Origin of the sequence: uncultured Campylobacter sp. (genome assembly GCF_938045345.1) — a bacterium.
GTDB lineage: Bacteria > Campylobacterota > Campylobacteria > Campylobacterales > Campylobacteraceae > Campylobacter_B.
The window spans coordinates 13,454-31,253 of the sequence record NZ_CALIMS010000005.1 but is presented as its reverse complement, the minus strand read 5'-3'; the positions used below and the strand labels follow the sequence as shown (position 1 = coordinate 31,253).

Here is a 17,800-nt window from a genome sequence, read left to right as displayed (position 1 = left end):
AATTTGCGGCGCTAGCTAGACGGAATTTCGTCGGTCTAAATTTTACTAAAGCCAGGCTCTACTCGCACCCTATTTTGCTTGGGCAAAATTTTAGAATTTTAAAATTTACGCCGCGAGATTTTGATTTCTCGCTACGAACATTTGGAATTTTGTCGCAAAATTTCACGGTAGAATTCCAAAATTGTACTGCGAGGCGTAAATTTGAACCCGCTGCCGAGATTGGAGGCAAAATGAAAATCACAGAGATCGATCACTTCGTCCTAGTTACGGAGGATCTGCAAAAATGTGTGGAATTTTACGAAGGGATTTTGGGCTTAGAGCATGTTTGCGAGGGCGGCAAACACAGCCTGCGTTTCGGCTCTTCAAAGATCAATATCCACACCCGCGCGGGCGAGTTTGCGCCGTTTGCAGCGCGTCCTATCGCGGGCTCAGCGGATTTTTGCCTCATCTGCGAAGATCAAAGCGCGCAGCAGCTCAAAACGGAGCTTGAAAGCAAAGGGGCGCAAATAGAGCTTGGCGTCGTGCCTCGCACAGGCGCGCGTGGAGCTATGCAAAGTATCTATCTGCGCGATCCTGACGGCAATCTCGTAGAGCTCGGCGTATATGAAGGCAGAGATTGATTAGCGCGTAAATTTAAAGGCAAAATTTCAAGCGGAGCGTTAGAATTTAAATTTTCTAAATTTTACCTTTTTGCTAAATACCGACAAGGTGCGTGGGACGGTATCTAAATCTATATGCGTTTTGCGCATAAAATACTCTCTTAATTCCAGATACTCTTTTTCGCTATAAATCAAAACATTTATAATTCTAAGATCGCCCGTTTCGCCGTATATCACAAGCCGGTCATGAATACCTAAGCATCTGAAACTGCCATTTTTAAGATGCATCAATATACCCGCTCCGAATAGGCCAATTGCTATCATCGAAATTAGCGCGATCATCGCATGCATTCCGCGCATAACGTATGCGCCCAAAGGCCAAAGTGACAAAAATAGCATTTCGGGTATGCTTATCCTCTGCTGCCGGTCCCAGCGAGGATCAAAACTGATCGCAACGGCGCCGATTTGTTCAAGCTTCAAAGATTTATAAGCTTTATCTTCTTTGCGGTATTCGATCTCCGAATCGTTAAATACGAAATAGACGCCCTTTTGTTGCTTTCGCCTGATAAAAAACATTACCAAAGCGAAAGGGAGTAGTCTAAAATTTTTGGGCTCAATGGGGTTTACTACGGTAACGACCGAGATAAAGAATAAACATCCTATAAGCGTAGCAATCGTGGAATATTTCATATAGTCGTAAAAAGCATAGTCTTTTATAACTATCGGATCTTTGTCGTAGTCCCTGGCTTTTTGTTTATTAAAATTTTCCATTATTTCAAGCACCTTTTAAAAAATAGATCTAAATTTGTAATAGCTTAATTGACAAAAGACTTTTATATACGTTGCCTGACTCTTTCTTCGCGACCTCTTCCCTCGTCATTTTATCCTCCTCATTAGATAAACAAGTAATCTTTCTTAACGTTATTTATATTTATGCTTTTTCGTAAAAAATATTCCTTAATTTCATCATAAATTTTTTGATTATAGAGATAAACGAGATAATATCTTGGATAAATGAGTTTGTTCCTAAACCATCTGCCATATGAGGGACGTGCGATCCTAATAAACGGCAGAGCCCTAAACCCTTTTAAATTTCTATTTATAAACAGATAAAGTATGAAATTTAATAAGAACCCAAATAAATATGTAAAGAATACCGCTATAAAAAATATATCCCACCATATTACGCATATAAAAATAGCGATAAAGTACAAAAATATCTTTTCAGATTTTCCTATCTCATATGAACTTGCCAAAATTCCGATAGAGAAATTTAAAGATAAAGCGTTTTTGTCAATTTCGCAGCGTTTTTCAACCAAGTCGTCGCTAATGAATTGTATATATTTGTTTGTGAATTTTATCTCTTGCCTAGGGCGGATTACGGTAAATATGGATATTATAACTGTAGATAGTAAAATAATGAATAAAATTGCAAAATACTGAACTATGTCAATATTTTTATAATTTATACAATCTATAATCAAAAATGCATGTAGCGTAGAAATCGGCAATAATAAGACTAAAAACGAATATACAAAAAATTTTTCATAATTTTTGATTATTATCGGATCTTCGTCGTAATCTCTAGCCTTGGAATTCTGCGGTAAGGCGCCGCTGTCATCGGATATAAAATTTTGCGGCTCTGCGTTGTTTTCACAGGCAGAATTCTGAGCCGCTTTGACCTCTAAATTTAAAGCGTCGGTAGCGAAATTCGGAGGTTCGGAATTCAGGATTTCAAAATTCGAGGCTTCGAAATTCAAGGTTCTAGAATTCGAAGCTTCAAAATTTGAAACTTCGGAATTTTTGGTTTCAAAATTCGAGACTTTAGAATTTTTGCCGTTAGAATTTTGTTCCAAGCCCCGCTTCGGCTCCTGATGCCGCTTTTGTAGTAGCCTTTTTAATTCCTCAAGCCTGCCTTGATCCATTTGCCGCCTTTAAATTTGATGGACGCGCCATTTTATAGCGCCGCCGCTTAAAGCTCAGTAAATTTTACCACTCGCCCGCCGTGCGCCGTTTGATCAAAATTTAGCTCTCGTATCTTTGCAGCGATTTTTTATATGTTTTCGCCGCAGAGCAGCCCGCGCTCAGATATGCCTCAAACTCCTCGCTAGTAAGCCTGCGCGGCTCATTCGCAAGCCTCGCCGCGTCCGCCGCGCCGCTTGGCGTATTTGCGTCCAGATTCGCTTCATTTATAATCTCGCCTCGTCGGATTCGGTTGCTAAAGCTCGCCGCACGCGCTATTTTCGGCGCATGCTTTAAAGAAAAGCTTAAATTTTGCGTTTGCAGATTTAAAATTTTACCCATGCATTTGCGCGGACCCGCGATAAAATCGCCATTTTGTATGAGCGGGGCGGCAGAGCCAAGCTGGCCACTCTCCGCCAAGCCGGGTAAGCAGCCCATTGAATCCGGTAAGCCGCCCGCCAAAAGCTCTGCGCCGCTTAGGACGCGCAGGCTTCGCACCAAAATCCCGCCGCCGCTTTGCGGGACGCTGCGAAACGAAATGTCAAAGCCGAAATTGTGAAAAAATATCTCGCCCGCCCGCGACGTGCGCTTGTAGGTGTTGCGATCCGCGCCCGTGAAATACGCCTCGATCTCCGCGAAGGCGAATTCCGCGCCGCTTACGCAAAGCACATAGTTTTGCAGCAGATCGCGCATGAAATTTTCGATTTTTGCCTGCGCTCGCTCGGCATCAAACGGCGTCTGCGGCGGATGGGCACCTAGCCCTGCTTGCGATGAACGGACGTTAAATTTTAAATGTGCTTGCTCCGTATCAAGACGCACTTGCTCGGCATTAAACAGCGGTTCGGCATTAAATTTTAAAATTTCAGCTTGCTGCGCGCCGCTCGAATATGGCTGTCCGTCGCAAAATTCCGCGCCGCCTTGTGATTTTAAAGGCTTGTCGCCGCTCCTACTTCTAGTGCTTCCTGCAAGTTTGGAATTTTTTAAAGCAAGCTTTGAGCCCGCAGAAATTCCAAACTCCGCCGCGTCGATTTTCGAGAAAAATTTTTCTAAATTTTCATCGCCTAGCATTTTGCTCTTCCGTAGAATTTTCTTCGTGCCTCATCTTGTCCGCCTTGCTGTCCATAGTGTCAGATTCGCCGTTGTTTGCCTCGGCGCGCGTTAAATTTCCCTCGCCGCTCGTTGCGTTCGTATCGCCTCGCGTTAAATTACTGCTGCCACTCGTCGTGTTTACTTCGTTATCTTTAAAATTTGAAGCTTCGCAACGATCTACACCTAAACGTTCAAAATAATATCTTTCTCGCTCACCTAAGTTTTCCACTCCCCTTTCGCATACGCGCTTGATATACGCCTTGCTAGGGTATCTAAGCCGATTGAGCGCCAATTCACTACCCGCGTCTGCGCGCTTTATCAGCTTAGCGATGCAGGTATCATCCTCTTCACTATTTGCGATATAATCCCATATGCCGCAGTATCTATCACCGCCCAGCGCCGTAATCAAAAAATAAACCCAAAGCAGGATTATGGCGATCGATATGCTTCCTTTTACTTCTAAAGATCTCTTTTTTACCATATTTTTCCTTGAGTAATAAATTTTAACTCATTTTTTCACAAATTTGACCAATGACATAAAATTTACGATATCGCCTTCAAGGCTAATCTTATCGCCCAGCATTTTGTTCTTCCGTAGAATTTCCTTCGCGCTTCGCGATGTCCGCTTTGCTGTCCGTAGTATCGGCTTCGCCGTTGTTTGCCTCGGTGCGCGTTAAATTTCCGCTATCCGTCGCGTTCATATCACCTCGCACTAAATTACCGCCGCTACTTGTCGTATTTGCTTCATCGCCCTTTGATTTGGGCGTTTTAAAGCCCCAAATCTCGCAGCGATCCCCGCTAAAGCCTTGGAAATAATATCTCTCACGCTCGCTCAAGTTTTCTACTCCCTTTTCGCATGTGCGCTTGATATATGCCTTGCTAGGGTATCTAAGTCGACTGAGCGCCAATTCACTACCCGCATCCGCGCGCTTTATCAGCCTAGCGATGCAGGCATCATCCTCTTCGCCCTTATTGTTTAAAAAAGATTCCCAAATGTTGCAATACGCACCACTGCTGCTTATATATAGGGTGCACAGAATAACAACCCCTACGATTAACAAAAAAATTTGACTTTTACTAGCTTTCAATTTCGCTTTATCGCCCGGCATTTAATCCTCCCGTAGAATTTATATATCGCGTTTGATCGCGCCTGTTTCATTGCGGACTGTATTCGCACCTTCGCGCGTTAAATTTGCTCTGCTATCCGTTGCGTCCGTATTGCCTTGCGCTAAATTACCGCTGCCGCTCGTCGTATTTGCTTCGCCGCCCTTTGATTTGGGCGTTTTAAAGCTCCAAGCGCTACAACGATCTTTACTATAACGCTCGAAATAAAATCTTTCTCGCTCACCCAAGCTTTCCACTCCCTTTTCGCACACTCGCTTGATATATTCCATAGTTGGGTATCTTAGTCTATTTTCCGCAAAGCCGTTTCCGTCGTCCGCTCGTTTTATCAGCTTAGCGATGCAGGCATCATCCTCTTCGCCCTGTTTATCAGAAAAGAATTCCTCCATATTGCAATACATACCGCTGCTTCTTATAACTCCATAAATAATAAAAAATCCCACAATTAGCATAATAAAAATTTTACTTTTACTGGCTTTCAATTTCGCTTTATCGCCCGACATTTGACCCTCCCGTAGAATTTATATCGCGTTTGATTACGCCCGTTTCATCGCGGATTGTATTCGCACCCTCGCGCGTTAAATTTCCCTTGCCGTCCGTTGCGTTCGTATTGCCGCTCGTCGTATTTGCTTCGCCGCCCTTTGATTTGGGCGTTTCAAAGCCCCAAGCTTCGCAGCGATTTTGGATGTAGAGCTCAAAATAATATCTTTCGCGCTCGCCCAAGCTCTCCACTTCCTTTTTACATGTGCGCTTGATATACGCCTCGTGCGGATATCTTAGTCGATTTGCCGCATATATATTACCCGCGTCCGCTCGCTTTATCAGCTTAGCGATGCAGGCGTCATCCTCTTCGTCGTGCCTGCCTGAAAAAAATTCTCTCGCGCTACAATACCCGCCGCTACCGCTTATAAACGCGGCATAAATGATAAGAAGTGCCACAGCTAGCACAAAAACATGACTTTTACCGATTTTCAAGCTTGCCCCCTTCACGATTAAATTTTGATTTTTTCCGCAGATTTACGATTTGCGGGCGGATCGTAAACTCGCTCACGTTGGACTTCGTGCGCAGAATTTGCAGCGTAAAATTTGCGATCTCCCCCGCATCCACGAAGCTCGCCTCATCATCCGCGGGCTCGAAGCTCAAATCCTCGTAAAACGGCGTTTTGGTGATGTCCGGGTTGATGCAGCTTACTCTGATATGTTTGCGCGCCTCCTCGAAAAGGCAGAGCAGAAACGCCCGCAGCCCCGCCTTGCTCGCGCTATAAACCGCGCTAAAGCGGCTAGATCGCAGCGCCTCGATCGAGCTGATGCCGATGATATGGGCGCGGTTGCGCTTTAAATTCGGCAAAAACGCGCGCGCGATGATGATGTTTGCGACAAGATTTACGTTTAAAATTTTTAAAATTTCACTCTCGCTCATCGCCTCAAGCGGCGCAAATTTCGCCGCACCCGCGCATAAAATCAGCGCATCAATCTCACACGCCGCAGCCAGAGCGCGGCACTCCTTCGCTAGCGCGTCCGTATCCTCAAAGCGCGAGCTTAGCGTTAAAATTTCATAGCCGTTTTGCCGCAAAAGCTCCGCAACCGCGCTGCCGATACCGCCGCTTGCGCCCGTGATCAATGCTTTCATCTTTTCTCCTTTAAATTTTCATGCCGCTTCGGCGCGTTAAATTTCGCGCGCTGAGTAAATTTTCCTACGCTAAATTTTCTCTGCTCATTGTGTCCGCCGCTAAATTTGCGCGATTTAAACATTTCGCGCCGCGACCTGCGCCGGGTAAAATTTTAAATTTAGCCCACGGGCGTTTTGCTGCGCCGCCGCTTTGTAAATTTCATCGACGCTCGCCGTGCCCGCCCACCCGATTTATAAAATTTAATTTTATAAAACTCGGCGCGCCGCTAAATTTTAACCGCTCGCTTGCCGCAAATTTCGCGCTGTATCCTCGGCGTCACACATGAGCGAGCTGCGGTCGGTCCGCGACAAACAGCGCGTCTAGCACTGCCGTATCTTTGCGAAATACGCCGCTTTCATCGCCTCCTCAAATGCGTCGTTGCTTTCGTACTCGTGCCCCAAGACCTCGCGCCACAGGCTCGCATCCTCCATGCAGAGGTAGAAAAACACCCGCTCCCGCCACGGCGAAAGCGCGTCCGCGGCAAATTTAAAAAGCTCGCGCTTGATCTGCAGCGGGTAGGACAGCTTGCCGTTCGCGTCCGCAAGGGGCATCTGTAGAATTTTGCTCCGCAGCCCGCGAGAGCGCAGCTTTTTTACGACGGGTTTGATGAAGGTAAGCGTGCCGAGCGAGACCATCGCGACGCCGCTTGGATCGAAGCTGCGTAGCAGCCACTCAAAAAGCGCGCCGTAATCACTCCGCCACCCCTCGTACCAAACCATCGGGTGGAGGTGAAAGCCCACCAAAATGCCGCGCGCCGCGAGCGCTTCGGCTGCAGCCAGCCGCGCATCCAGGCTCGCGCTTAGATGCTCCTCGTTCGCTATGATCGCGGGGGTATTGAGCGAAAAGGTGACGATGAGGTTGCGCGGGATCTCGCGCTGCAGGAAAAACCGGATATTATTCGACTTGCTTTTAAGCTCCAAAATCACGTTTTCATGTTGCGCCGCAAAATCGCATAATGCGCTTAAAATGCCGAAGCGATCGCCCCACATGAGCGAGTCGGAGCTCTGACCCGTGCCGATGTGATAGCTGCGCGCGGGATCGAGCCGCAGGCGCGCTAAATTTGCCGCGAAATTCTCGTCAAAGCCGATTTTCCCCTGCTTGTAAAATGAGCCGATCGCGCAATAGGAGCAGTCAAAGCCGCACGAATTGACTGCATCAAGCGTCAGCAGATTGCAGCAGCGCGTATTTTCGCTCGCCACCGGACAGAGCCCTAAAGCGATGCGATCTGCGCGAAAGGATGAAATTTCAAATTTTTTCGGCGCGTAATCGCTTTTGAAGCTCGCGTATGAGTGTGGGCGCGACTTTAGCTCAAGCCAGGCTTCGCGCACGAAATTAAAAATTTGCTCGCCGCTTGGGCCTTTTTCTGCTTTATTAAATTTGGCTTTATTAAAATTTAGCCCGCATTGCTCGCTCGCAAGCAGCTCATAAACGGGGGTCTCGTCCCACGCCTCAAAATCGCTCGCAAACTCCGCAAGCTGCTTTCGTTGCTGAAATGAAAAGTGAAATTTCTCAAATAGCGCGCCCAAAAACGCGCTTGATCGCTCGCTCAGATTCACGCCAAACTGCGTGCCTAGCTCCTTTTTTGCCTCCGTCATCTTGCTCCGTTTCGTTTAAATTTTGCAAATTATACTTAAATTTCACGCGCGGTCACTGAAAATCGTTGAAATTTCAGATCGCGCCGCAGAATAGTCGCTCGAAATAGAAGGCGTAAGCTAGCGTAATAGCGACGTTTAGGATCAAAATTCCGCCGAGTATGAGCTTTTGCGGGATTTTTTTGACGCCAGTTCGGTAGTAATACGGCAGGGCGCAAAAGAACGCGGGCAGCACGAGCAGAACGATGCCTAGCGGTATGCCCGTGCCGCCGATGCCTATCTCAGCACTGCGCACAAACTGCGCCATGGCGGGGAATTTAAGGGCGGCGAAAATGGCCGCCGCAAAGAGTAGCTGCACGCAGACGCAGTAAAATAGGTAGCGCACACCTATTAAGGCGTCTTTCAGCCATAGCCCGATGCAGGCAAATGCGAGCAAAAGGGCTAAAAAGACTAGCGAGGGCGGATCTGCGAACAGATCCGCTACGGCATACGCGCAAGCCGCGATGCATGCGCACGTCAAGAGGGCAAAATACAGATAAGAGCCTTTTATTTTCATCGTTTCTCCTGCGCTTCCGCAATACCTTCAAATTCTGCGATACATTCGGCGTATGAAGTCAAAATTCATCTCTCGGCTCGGTTTTTTGCATACGCTCTTATAGTTAAATTTTACTCTTTATTGCGGCGCGGATTTGTGGCAGGCGCGCCTTTACGAGCTCATAGACGAAGCTTTTGCAAAGCCGCTCGCCGCGCAGATGATCGCTTACGATCTTCATCATCGCCCACGGCACACCCGCACGCTCGCAAGCACTAACAAAAAGCGAGCTCTCCATATCGTAAAGCGTAACGCCGCAACTTGCACGCCCGCGGGTAGCGTCTTTTGCCGTGCACGGCGTATTTTGTGTTGCTCGCGTTGCGGTATTCGTCGCGACGTTGTGCCCACTTACCGCGATTTGTGAGGGTTTTACGCTCGATAAATTTTGCGCCTTGACTTGCGTTAAGCTTTGTATTTCAGCCCGCGTCGCGTCGCGCGTGAAATTTTTTGTATCTGCTGAGCCGTTTACCCCTTGCGTTGGGGCTTGTGCGTTTATCTCGCCGCGCGCCTCGATCTCTGCGACATTTGCCTCATCGGTCTGCTCCGCTGCGTTTAAAATTTTAGGCTCGCTTACGCAGATTAAATTTGCCAGCAGCTTGCTGTCCAAACTCACGCCGCAAAATGTCTGCGAGCGGAAATTTTGAAATTTTTGAGCCTGCACGCCGCGTCCCATTGCCTGCGAGCCGTAAAGCTCCGATCCGCCCTCGCCGTAAAATTCCCGCGCTGCCGTGCTGTCAAAGTAAAACGCCTCGCCGATTTGCACATTTGTATCCTCGCAGCCGCAGACGCCTATGTTTAGCGCAAAGTCCACGCGCCGCGAAAGTAAAATTTCGCCGAAGCGTTTTAAATTTTGTGTGGAACCAAAATTTAAAATTTCAAAATTTTCAGGCGTATTTCGCGCAGAACCGACCTCTGCATCATCGCCGCAGAGCGCGCCCGCGTCCAAACGATGCTTAAATTTTGGATCCGCGCCGCGCCGATCCTTGCGAAGCTTACGCCCGAATTCCGCATCTGTATAGGCACGGCAAATAAATTCCGCGCCGGGTTCGCTCTTAAATTCTATTTCTATGCCGCCTGCAGCGCCCGCTTCAAATTTAGCTCCAAACCTCACGCCGCAGATGTATAGAAGCATCTGCTCGCCTGCGAACAGATCGCCACTACGCGTAAGTTTAAAACTCTCGATTATCGCTTGGGCTTCGCAGCGCAAAGCCGTGCAGATTAGTATCATCGCCGCCCCTTCCAAAAGCGCAATTTTAACAATTTGAGCTATAATGTAAGATTAATTTGCACAAAAGGGCGAAAATGAACGATCTCATCACCATCACGGGCGCGCGCGAGCACAATCTGAAAAATATAAATTTGCAAATTCCAAAGGACAAACTCGTCGTTTTTACCGGTCTTAGCGGCAGCGGCAAGAGCACGCTGGCTTTTGATACGCTATATGCCGAGGGGCAGCGCAGATACGTCGAGAGCCTAAGCAGCTACGCGAGGCAGTTTTTAGATCGCGTAGGCAAGCCTGACGTCGATAAGATCGACGGTCTGACGCCTGCGATCGCGATCGATCAAAAAACGACGTCGAAAAACCCGCGCTCGACGGTGGGCACGATTACCGAAATTTATGACTATCTGAGGCTGCTTTATGCGCGCGTGGGGGTGCAGCACTGCCACAAATGCGGCAAGCCGATCTCAAAGATGAGCTCCAGCGACATCATCGCCGAGATTATGAAGCTGCCGCGCGGCGCTAAAGTAATCTTAGGCGCGCCTTTGGTGCGCGAGAAAAAGGGCAGCTTCGCCGATATGCTGCAAAGCTTGCGCGAGCAGGGCTACGTACGCGCTCAGATCGACGGCGTGCTGGTGCGACTGGACGAGGAGATCGAGCTAAGCAAGACGAAAAAGCACTCGATCAAGGTCATCATCGACCGCACGACCATCGACGAGGAAAATTCCATCCGTATCGCAAGCGACGTCGAAAAGGCGCTCAAGCTCAGCTTCGGCGAGCTTGAGGTGGAGATCGCAAACGCCGCCGAGCTGGGGCTCGCGCAGAGTCTGATCCACTACAGCGAGCATATGGCGTGCTTTGATTGTAAAATTTCATTCAAGCCACTCGAACCGCTCGCGTTTAGCTTCAACTCCCCAAAGGGCGCGTGCGAGAGTTGCGACGGGCTGGGGATAAAATTTAGCCTCGATCTGGGCAAGATCATCAACGAAAACGCCTCGATCGAGGGCGGCGCGATTAAAGTGATGTCAGGCTTCAACAAGAGCTATTACTATAAATTTCTACTCGGATTTTGCGAAGCAAACGGCATAAACGTCAAAATCCCGTACGCAAATTTAAGCGAAGAGCAAAAAAAGCTGATCCTTTACGGCAGCGTCAAAGAGATCGATTTTTACTGGAAAAAACATAAGCTCGTGCGAAAATTTGAGGGCGCGATCAAATACGCCTACGATCTGCTCAAAAACGAAAGCGACCTGGACGATTATATGAGCGAAAAAATTTGCCCCGATTGCGGCGGACTGCGCTTGCGCCCCGAAAGCCTAGCCGTAAAGGTCGCAGACAAGGGCATCGGCGACGTGATAAATATGAGTATCGCAGACTGCGTGGAATTTTTCAGCGACGAGAAGCGGTTTTCAAATTTAAGCGAAAAGGACGCGCAGATCGCGGCGCCGATCCTAAAAGAGATCAACGAGAGGCTGTTTTTCTTAAAGGACGTGGGGCTGGGGTACCTCACGCTGGGGCGCGATGCGCGCACCATCAGCGGCGGCGAAGCGCAAAGAATCAGGATAGCCAGCCAGATCGGTTCGGGTCTTAGCGGCGTGATGTATGTGCTCGATGAGCCTAGTATCGGGCTTCACGAGCGCGATACGCAAAAGCTCATCAAGACGCTGCGAAGCTTACAGGAAAAGGGAAATTCCGTAATCGTCGTCGAGCACGATAAAAAGACGATCGAGGCGGCAGACTTCGTCGTAGATATCGGCCCAGGAGCGGGCAATCTAGGCGGCGAGGTCGTATTCGCAGGAGACGTCGCGCATCTGCTTAAAAGCAATACGCAAACCGCGCTGTATCTGAATAACCAAAAGGAGATAAATTACCAAAAGCACCGCAAACAGGAGCTTTGGCTAAGCATCAAAAACGTAAATATCAATAACATCCACGGCCTTTGCGCAAAATTTCCGCTGCGAAATTTAGTCGGCATCACGGGCGTTAGCGGCAGCGGCAAGAGCTCCTTGGTGCTGCAAACTATACTGCCGACGGCGCTTGAGGAGCTAAATCGCGCGAGGAAAGTGCACGCGGTAAAGGGCGCTAAAATTTCCGGGCTTGATAGCCTGGATAAAGTGATCTATCTGGATCAAACCCCGATCGGACGCACCCCGCGCAGCAATCCTGCGACCTACACGGGGGTGATGGACGAGATCCGCGCGCTTTTTGCCGCGACGAAGGAAGCGCAGCTGCGCGGATATAAGATCGGCCGCTTCAGCTTCAACGTCAAGGGCGGGCGCTGCGAAAAATGCGCGGGCGAGGGCGAGATCACGATCGAGATGCACTTCCTGCCCGATATCAGCGTCGTCTGCGACGTCTGCCACGGCACGAGATACAACGCGCAGACGCTTGAAATTCTATACAAAAACAAAAGCATAGCCGACGTTTTGGCGATGAGTATCGACGAGGCGCTCGAGTTTTTCAAAGCCGTGCCTAAAATTTATCAAAAGCTAAAAACGCTCGCGGACGTCGGGCTCGGCTACGTTTCGTTAGGCCAACCCGCCACGACGCTTAGCGGTGGCGAGGCACAGCGCGTCAAGCTCGCCAAGGAGCTAAGCCGCACCGACACGGGCAATACGCTATATATCCTGGACGAACCCACGACGGGGCTACATTTTGCAGACGTAGATCGCCTGGTGGCGGTGCTGCACCATTTGGTCGATCTGGGAAATTCCGTCTTTGTGATCGAGCATAATCTGGACGTCATCAAAAACTGCGATTACATCATCGATATGGGGCCCGAGGGCGGCGAGGGCGGCGGACGGATCGTCGCTTGCGGCACCCCAGAAAAGCTCGCGAAAGATTTCAAAAAGACGCTCAGCTACACGGGGGAATTTTTGGTGCAGGAGCTAGCGGCGATGAAAAGCGCAAGCAAAAATAAGCGAGGTTAAAACGCCTTATCGGGGGCAAGAATGGATCAAAGCAGGCTTGGGGAATTAAAAAGGCTACTACAAAAGCGGCATCAGGAGCCAAAGCGGGGCTTGGAGCAAAATTCTAACGGCGAAAATTCTGGAACATCGAATTTTGGAGTCTCGAATTTCAAAGCTCAAAATTCCGAAATCTCGAATTCCGAAGTCTCAAATTTTGAAGCTTCTAATTTTAGAACCTTAAATTTCGAAGCCTCGAATTTTGAAATCCTGAATTCTGAACCTCCGAATTTCGAATCTCTGAATTCTAAAGCACCGAATTCCGCTCCTGACGCTTTAAATTTAGAAGCCGAAGCGGATCAGAATTCCGCCTGTGTAAACAACATAGAGCAGCAAAATTTTATATACGATGACAGCGGCGTCTTGCAACAAAATTTCAAAGCTAGAGATTACGACAAAAATCCGCTAATTATCAAAGATCATACTTATTATGACTATATGAAATACTCCATAGTTCCTACTATGGTAGGCTTGTTAATAGCGCTTGCATTTGCCACTATTGTAAATCCCATAAGCATTAAAATGTTTCGCCTCCTTCCTTTGGTCTTGGTAATATTCGTAACAAATTTTATGAATAGAGACGGCGCATACTTCGTGTTTTATAACGATAAAATTTTATATTACAATAAAAATAAGATTCGTAAAACGTTCGAGATAAATACAATCGGCGCTATGGCTTTAAGCTTTGACTGGAGATGGAGCTGGAAGCAAAAAATACCTATTTATATAAAGGTCTTTCTTGTTCTTTGGTTTTTGCTCGGCTGCTATACGACGGGAGAGCCGATCAATGGCGTGGCGATAATTTTTACTTTTTGCTTTTCCATTTTAACTACCAAAGCCTATATGCATCTGCTTAACGGTAGCCTCGGCTTTTTCGGTCTTCACGATCAGCTCGTGCTTTATAAAGAAAATGCTGAGGTCGAGATACTAAATATTCTGATGGCGAATAAAGAGGAGTATCTGCAGCTGAGAGATTATTTTATGCAAACGATGCAAAAAGATATAAACAATCTTCAGCGCACGATGTCGATTTTTAATGAAAAGATAGAATTTAGAAAATTTAAATTTTAAAGGAGCATGTTATGGAACAAATTGAGAAGGCAAGGAAAATTTTAGCCATTGCGGCTAGATAACAGAATTTCATGCAACAAATTCCATCCCGTGATACGGCGGAATGGAATTTGAAAGCAGCTAATTCGTAGCGAGTAAATCTAAAATAGAATTTTAAAATTTAAATCCCAAAGCCTTAGCCGTTGTAGCCTAAGCGGCGCATATTTGCGCACGCATCCTTGTAGCCGTAATAGCACGAGATGCGGTATAGATCAATGGCGTTGAATTTATTTTGCTCCACGCCCTCGCCTTTTTCGAACATCGCTGCGAGCTTCTGGCAAGCAGGGAAGTTCTGAGAGAGCGTGCACGCGGCGTTGTAGGCGTTAGCGGCAGAAGCGTAGTCGCGCTTGGAGTACATAGAATCCGCGAAATTTAGGCACATAGCACCGTTGCCGTTTTTGCATGCATCGCTTTGCACGACGCTACCTTGCAAGCTCATCGGGCGGATTCCGTCTTGAACCTCGGCGAAAGAATATTTGCCGCTCTTAGGCGCATCGACCGCGCTTTTTGGTGCGTTGCTTACGCAACCTGCCAAAAACACCCCGGCGGCTATCAAAGCTAGAATTTTTTTCATATTTTGCTCCTTAATTTTTTGAAATTTGGCGACCCAAAATGTAATAGGTCTCTTTGCCCGCGACCTTTTGCAGCTTGAGCTTAAATTTTTCCGACCAAGCGCTGATGATCTCCTCAACAGCGCTCTTACGCTCCTCATTCGTAGCGTCATTTTTTATCTTAAAATATGGGTTTGAATTCGACATAGCCACATGCGCACCGTAAATTTTAAGCTTATCGTTCAGCCCCACGATGCGATCGAGCTCGTTATCCTCAAAATCACACTTCGATAAAATTCCTCGCAGCTGCGCTACCGTCGCGTCGTTTACGCTATATCCTAGCGCTAGCAAAATTCCATCTTCACTCATTCTCATCCTTTCAAAAAAATTTATTTGTTCGCTTGTGAAATCAAAACGCCTTCGATTATGCTTTTTATATCGCCGTCTAAGATCGCGTCGGTCTGGCTATACGCCTCGCCGCTGCGGTTATCCTTGACCTGCTGATACGGGAAAAGTACGTAGGAGCGGATCTGATGCCCCCAGCCAATCTCGCTTTTAGGCGCGTTTTCGTCCTTTTCGCGCTGTTTCATCAGCTCAAGCTCGTAAAGGCGGGACTTTAGCACCTTCATCGCCGTTTCTTTGTTTTTGTGCTGGCTTCTATCGTTTTGGCAGTTTACTACGATGCCCGTCGGGATGTGCGTGATACGCACGGCGCTTTCGGTTTTATTGATATGCTGCCCGCCTGCGCCGCTTGCGCGAAACACATCAACGCGGATATCCTTCTCTTCGATATTTATCTCGATATCATCATTCAGCTCGGGGCTTACCATCACGCTTGAAAAGCTCGTATGTCTACGCCCTGCGCTATCAAACGGGCTTACGCGCACCAGGCGATGGATGCCGTTTTCGGCTTTCAGATATCCGTAGGCGTTCTCGCCGCGCACGATGAAGCTGACATCTTTAAGACCTGCTTCCTCGCCCTCTTGAAAGTCCAAAACCTCGATCTTAAAACCCTCTCGCTCGCAAAAGCGCAGATACATGCGGTATAGCATACTCGCCCAGTCGTTACTCTCCGTACCGCCTGCGCCCGGATGAATGCTGACGATAGCGTTTTTATCGTCGTTTTCGCCGCTAAGCATCATAGAAATTTCTAAATTTATGATCTTGCCCTCTAGCTCGTCCGCCTCGGCAAAAAGCGAGTTTATCGTCTCCTCGTCGTTTTCCGAGTTTGCCAGCTCATATAGAGCTTTTGCGTCGTCTACGGCATTTTTAGCGTTTAAAAATTTATTTAAGATATTTGAAATTTTAGTTTTTTCCTTGCCGATGGCGCCTGCTTTTGCGACGTCCTGCCAGAGATTTTGATCGTTTTCAAGCTCCTCGATCTCTTTTAGGCGCGCTTTAATGTTCTCTGGTTTTACGACGCCTGCAATATTTTCGACTTTAGTACTTAGGGTTTTTAAAAGTTCCGTGTATTCGTAATTATCCAAAATTTAAGGCCTTTTTATGCTTTTGGCGTGATTATAACATATTTTGGATTAAGGTTGTTTATAAAATTTTATTTAAGGCGGGCATTATGAAGCATTTATCTATTAGGGATATCAAAACCTGCTTGATATTTCCGCGATTAATCAGTTTAAGCTCCGTCGAGAGATCGGGCAAGGGGTCGTTTAGTAGCAGTTTTAGCTTTGCTTCTTCTAGCTTTAACTTTTTGCAATCGGCTTTTTTGTCTTCAAGCATAGACACCACTAGTCTTAGCTTTTCTTTTGTCATTTCGCTTTGCACGAAAGCGCCTTATACACGATAATAGAGCATAAAAAAGCTACGATGGAGCAGGCAAAATACGCCCAAATTTCTCCGATAGTTTTTTCAAGAAGCGCGTGCAACCCTAGCAAAAAGAAAACTAAGCCTATAATGCAAATTACGCCCGTAATTATGTTTAGTAAAACCGAGTTGGCGCTCTTTAAAAAAGAGCGCCTAATATCGCTAGCTTGAGCGTCTACGAGCTCTACTACCGAAACTATAAATTCAGATATGCCGGCCATTATTTTTTCAGCAACCAAGCGAGCAAAAACCCGACGCCCGCAGCGATAGCGATGCTTTTTATCGGATCTTGTTTTATCGTGTCATTTACGCTTTCTATGCCGTCTTTGCCTTTGAGCCTTAGATCATCTATATATTTTTTGATCTCATTGCTATTTAGCTGATCTAGAATTTTATCTTTAGCAGACTCCGCACGCTCTGCGCCTATATTTTTAATAGACTTCATAATCTCTTTAAAATCCGCTTTTAAAGAGTCGATATCCTTTTTCAAAGAATCTAAATTTGTCTCTTGAGTAGCCATTTTCGCTCCTTTTGAAGTTTATTTTAGAGCTAAAGCTCGCGATAGATTTTAGTACTTATTGATTAACACTCGCTAAATAGACCACCCTTTCGCGCTTAATTTATACCTTTAATATTTTTTGATATAATTGCCAGCCTAATATTTTATATTGAAAAGAGAGAACAATGCAGATCATTAGAAGCGTAGAGGAGCTAAAAAGCTTCAGAGCATCAGCAAGCGGCAGCATAGGCTTTGTGCCTACGATGGGGGCTTTGCACGCGGGGCATGCGAGCCTCATAAAAAGAGCGCGGAACGAAAACGACATCGTAATCGTCTCGACCTTCCTCAATCCGGCGCAGTTTTTGCCCGGCGAGGATCTAAACAGCTATCCAAAAAACGAAGCGGGCGATATTAAAATTTGCGAAAGCCTCGATGTGAACGCGCTTTTTATCCCGATCGCGGATGAAATTTACGGCACGGAGGAGCCAGCAATCATAGCACCTAAGCCAATAAGTGAAATTTTAGAAGGCAAAACGCGCCCCGGGCACTTCGACGGCGTACTTAAGGTGCTAAATAAGCTTTTTAATCTAACTCGTCCTAGCAACGTTTATATGGGCAAAAAGGACACCCAGCAACTTTTCATCGTACAAAATATGGTAAAGAGCTTTTTTATGGATATAAACATCGTGCCCTGTGAAATCGTGCGCGAGAGCGACGGCTTGGCGCTTAGCTCGCGCAACGCCTATTTGGATGAGGAGGGAAAACTTATGGCGCTTAAGCTTTCGCGCTCCTTGCTAAATGCCAGCTCGCTTATTAAAAAAGGCGAGATCAGCCTAAACATCGTCCGCGAAAAGATGCTTAGCGTGCTTGAGCCGCTGGCGGTCGATTATATAGCGTTCGTGGATTATAAATTTAATGAAATTTCGCAGATCAAGTCGGGAGATACTATCATTTTAGTAGCCGCCAAGGTAGGCACGACCCGTCTGATCGATAATATCTGGCTGTAAA

The 17,800-nt window shown here is 47.1% G+C and carries 21 protein-coding genes; 4 read left to right on the top strand and 17 right to left on the bottom strand.

Annotated elements, in window-relative coordinates; genetic code table 11:
* The first annotated feature begins 230 nt into the window (after nt 1–230).
* Nucleotides 231–620, top strand: coding sequence for a VOC family protein (locus Q0144_RS01130; protein WP_298061019.1), 390 nt, complete (start codon nt 231–233; stop codon nt 618–620).
* Nucleotides 621–659: 39 nt separating this feature from the next.
* Here Q0144_RS01130 and Q0144_RS01125 read toward each other — a convergent pair whose 3' ends face one another.
* The 12 genes from Q0144_RS01125 to Q0144_RS01070 form a co-directional block, all read right to left on the bottom strand.
* Entirely contained in the window at nt 660–1,370 is a 711-nt protein-coding gene (locus Q0144_RS01125) for a hypothetical protein (RefSeq protein ID WP_298061018.1), read from the bottom strand.
* A gap of 122 nt (nt 1,371–1,492) precedes the next feature.
* A complete protein-coding gene (locus Q0144_RS01120; protein WP_298061016.1) occupies nt 1,493–2,524 on the bottom strand; it encodes a hypothetical protein in 1,032 nt (343 codons plus the stop codon).
* Between the two features lie 100 nt (nt 2,525–2,624).
* Entirely contained in the window at nt 2,625–3,629 is a 1,005-nt protein-coding gene (locus tag Q0144_RS01115) for a hypothetical protein (protein ID WP_298061015.1), read from the bottom strand.
* On the bottom strand, nt 3,616–4,131 hold the full coding sequence (locus tag Q0144_RS01110) for a hypothetical protein (RefSeq protein ID WP_298061013.1): 516 nt from the start codon (nt 4,129–4,131) through the stop codon (nt 3,616–3,618). The genes Q0144_RS01115 and Q0144_RS01110 overlap by 14 nt, the downstream gene beginning before the upstream one ends.
* 88 nt (nt 4,132–4,219) lie before the next feature.
* Nucleotides 4,220–4,738, bottom strand: coding sequence for a hypothetical protein (locus Q0144_RS01105; protein WP_298061011.1), 519 nt, complete (start codon nt 4,736–4,738; stop codon nt 4,220–4,222).
* Nucleotides 4,739–4,777: 39 nt separating this feature from the next.
* Entirely contained in the window at nt 4,778–5,173 is a 396-nt protein-coding gene (locus tag Q0144_RS01100) for a hypothetical protein (protein ID WP_298061010.1), read from the bottom strand.
* Between the two features lie 88 nt (nt 5,174–5,261).
* Nucleotides 5,262–5,747, bottom strand: coding sequence for a hypothetical protein (locus Q0144_RS01095; RefSeq protein WP_298061008.1), 486 nt, complete (start codon nt 5,745–5,747; stop codon nt 5,262–5,264).
* Nucleotides 5,734–6,402 (bottom strand): SDR family oxidoreductase, encoded by a 669-nt coding sequence (locus Q0144_RS01090; protein WP_298061006.1) that lies wholly within the window; start codon nt 6,400–6,402, stop codon nt 5,734–5,736. The genes Q0144_RS01095 and Q0144_RS01090 overlap by 14 nt, the downstream gene beginning before the upstream one ends.
* A complete protein-coding gene (locus Q0144_RS01085; protein ID WP_298061005.1) occupies nt 6,399–6,524 on the bottom strand; it encodes a hypothetical protein in 126 nt (41 codons plus the stop codon). Before Q0144_RS01085 ends, Q0144_RS01090 begins: the two co-directional genes overlap by 4 nt.
* A 238-nt stretch (nt 6,525–6,762) precedes the next feature.
* Nucleotides 6,763–8,037 carry a spore photoproduct lyase family protein gene (locus Q0144_RS01080; protein ID WP_298061003.1) on the bottom strand — a complete coding sequence of 425 codons (1,275 nt, stop codon included), beginning with the start codon at nt 8,035–8,037 and terminating at the stop codon, nt 6,763–6,765.
* A gap of 73 nt (nt 8,038–8,110) precedes the next feature.
* Nucleotides 8,111–8,590, bottom strand: coding sequence for a hypothetical protein (locus Q0144_RS01075; RefSeq protein WP_298061001.1), 480 nt, complete (start codon nt 8,588–8,590; stop codon nt 8,111–8,113).
* A gap of 103 nt (nt 8,591–8,693) precedes the next feature.
* Nucleotides 8,694–9,854 (bottom strand): hypothetical protein, encoded by a 1,161-nt coding sequence (locus Q0144_RS01070; RefSeq protein ID WP_298060999.1) that lies wholly within the window; start codon nt 9,852–9,854, stop codon nt 8,694–8,696.
* A 74-nt stretch (nt 9,855–9,928) separates the two neighbouring features.
* Here Q0144_RS01070 and uvrA point away from each other — a divergent pair, with 74 nt between their 5' ends.
* The gene (uvrA, locus tag Q0144_RS01065) at nt 9,929–12,775 is read left to right on the top strand and encodes an excinuclease ABC subunit UvrA (protein WP_298060997.1); all 2,847 of its coding nucleotides are present in this window, start codon (nt 9,929–9,931) and stop codon (nt 12,773–12,775) included.
* A 21-nt stretch (nt 12,776–12,796) separates the two neighbouring features.
* The gene (locus Q0144_RS01060) at nt 12,797–13,882 is read left to right on the top strand and encodes a hypothetical protein (RefSeq protein ID WP_298060995.1); all 1,086 of its coding nucleotides are present in this window, start codon (nt 12,797–12,799) and stop codon (nt 13,880–13,882) included.
* A 175-nt stretch (nt 13,883–14,057) separates the two neighbouring features.
* On the opposite strand, the gene Q0144_RS01055 is transcribed toward Q0144_RS01060, so the two are convergent.
* The 5 genes from Q0144_RS01055 to Q0144_RS01035 form a co-directional block, all read right to left on the bottom strand.
* Complete coding sequence (locus tag Q0144_RS01055; RefSeq protein WP_298060993.1) at nt 14,058–14,495, bottom strand: hypothetical protein; 438 nt, start codon at nt 14,493–14,495, stop codon at nt 14,058–14,060.
* Nucleotides 14,496–14,505: 10 nt separating this feature from the next.
* Nucleotides 14,506–14,841 carry a type II secretion system protein gene (locus tag Q0144_RS01050; protein WP_298060992.1) on the bottom strand — a complete coding sequence of 112 codons (336 nt, stop codon included), beginning with the start codon at nt 14,839–14,841 and terminating at the stop codon, nt 14,506–14,508.
* A gap of 20 nt (nt 14,842–14,861) precedes the next feature.
* The gene (gene prfB, locus Q0144_RS01045; protein ID WP_298060990.1) at nt 14,862–15,959 is read right to left on the bottom strand and encodes a peptide chain release factor 2; all 1,098 of its coding nucleotides are present in this window, start codon (nt 15,957–15,959) and stop codon (nt 14,862–14,864) included.
* A 58-nt stretch (nt 15,960–16,017) separates the two neighbouring features.
* A complete protein-coding gene (locus Q0144_RS01040; protein WP_291935601.1) occupies nt 16,018–16,254 on the bottom strand; it encodes a hypothetical protein in 237 nt (78 codons plus the stop codon).
* A gap of 259 nt (nt 16,255–16,513) precedes the next feature.
* On the bottom strand, nt 16,514–16,813 hold the full coding sequence (locus Q0144_RS01035) for a DUF883 family protein (protein ID WP_005870065.1): 300 nt from the start codon (nt 16,811–16,813) through the stop codon (nt 16,514–16,516).
* Nucleotides 16,814–16,977: 164 nt separating this feature from the next.
* Between Q0144_RS01035 and panC the strand changes: the two genes are divergently transcribed.
* Entirely contained in the window at nt 16,978–17,799 is an 822-nt protein-coding gene (panC, locus tag Q0144_RS01030; protein ID WP_298060988.1) for a pantoate--beta-alanine ligase, read from the top strand.
* Nucleotide 17,800 lies beyond the last annotated feature (1 nt).

Coding starts and splice junctions, on each gene's coding strand:
- Q0144_RS01110 (WP_298061013.1), bottom strand. CDS start 4,131: ATGGTAAAAAAGAGATCTTTAGAAGTAAAAGGAAGCATATCGATCGCC.
- Q0144_RS01035 (WP_005870065.1), bottom strand. CDS start 16,813: ATGGCTACTCAAGAGACAAATTTAGATTCTTTGAAAAAGGATATCGAC.
- Q0144_RS01060 (WP_298060995.1), top strand. CDS start 12,797: ATGGATCAAAGCAGGCTTGGGGAATTAAAAAGGCTACTACAAAAGCGG.
- Q0144_RS01090 (WP_298061006.1), bottom strand. CDS start 6,402: ATGAAAGCATTGATCACGGGCGCAAGCGGCGGTATCGGCAGCGCGGTT.
- Q0144_RS01085 (WP_298061005.1), bottom strand. CDS start 6,524: ATGTTTAAATCGCGCAAATTTAGCGGCGGACACAATGAGCAGAGAAAA.
- Q0144_RS01070 (WP_298060999.1), bottom strand. CDS start 9,854: ATGATACTAATCTGCACGGCTTTGCGCTGCGAAGCCCAAGCGATAATC.
- Q0144_RS01120 (WP_298061016.1), bottom strand. CDS start 2,524: ATGGATCAAGGCAGGCTTGAGGAATTAAAAAGGCTACTACAAAAGCGG.
- Q0144_RS01075 (WP_298061001.1), bottom strand. CDS start 8,590: ATGAAAATAAAAGGCTCTTATCTGTATTTTGCCCTCTTGACGTGCGCA.
- Q0144_RS01115 (WP_298061015.1), bottom strand. CDS start 3,629: ATGCTAGGCGATGAAAATTTAGAAAAATTTTTCTCGAAAATCGACGCG.
- Q0144_RS01050 (WP_298060992.1), bottom strand. CDS start 14,841: ATGAGTGAAGATGGAATTTTGCTAGCGCTAGGATATAGCGTAAACGAC.
- Q0144_RS01130 (WP_298061019.1), top strand. CDS start 231: ATGAAAATCACAGAGATCGATCACTTCGTCCTAGTTACGGAGGATCTG.
- Q0144_RS01055 (WP_298060993.1), bottom strand. CDS start 14,495: ATGAAAAAAATTCTAGCTTTGATAGCCGCCGGGGTGTTTTTGGCAGGT.
- Q0144_RS01100 (WP_298061010.1), bottom strand. CDS start 5,173: ATGTATTGCAATATGGAGGAATTCTTTTCTGATAAACAGGGCGAAGAG.
- panC (WP_298060988.1), top strand. CDS start 16,978: ATGCAGATCATTAGAAGCGTAGAGGAGCTAAAAAGCTTCAGAGCATCA.
- Q0144_RS01125 (WP_298061018.1), bottom strand. CDS start 1,370: ATGGAAAATTTTAATAAACAAAAAGCCAGGGACTACGACAAAGATCCG.
- Q0144_RS01080 (WP_298061003.1), bottom strand. CDS start 8,037: ATGACGGAGGCAAAAAAGGAGCTAGGCACGCAGTTTGGCGTGAATCTG.
- uvrA (WP_298060997.1), top strand. CDS start 9,929: ATGAACGATCTCATCACCATCACGGGCGCGCGCGAGCACAATCTGAAA.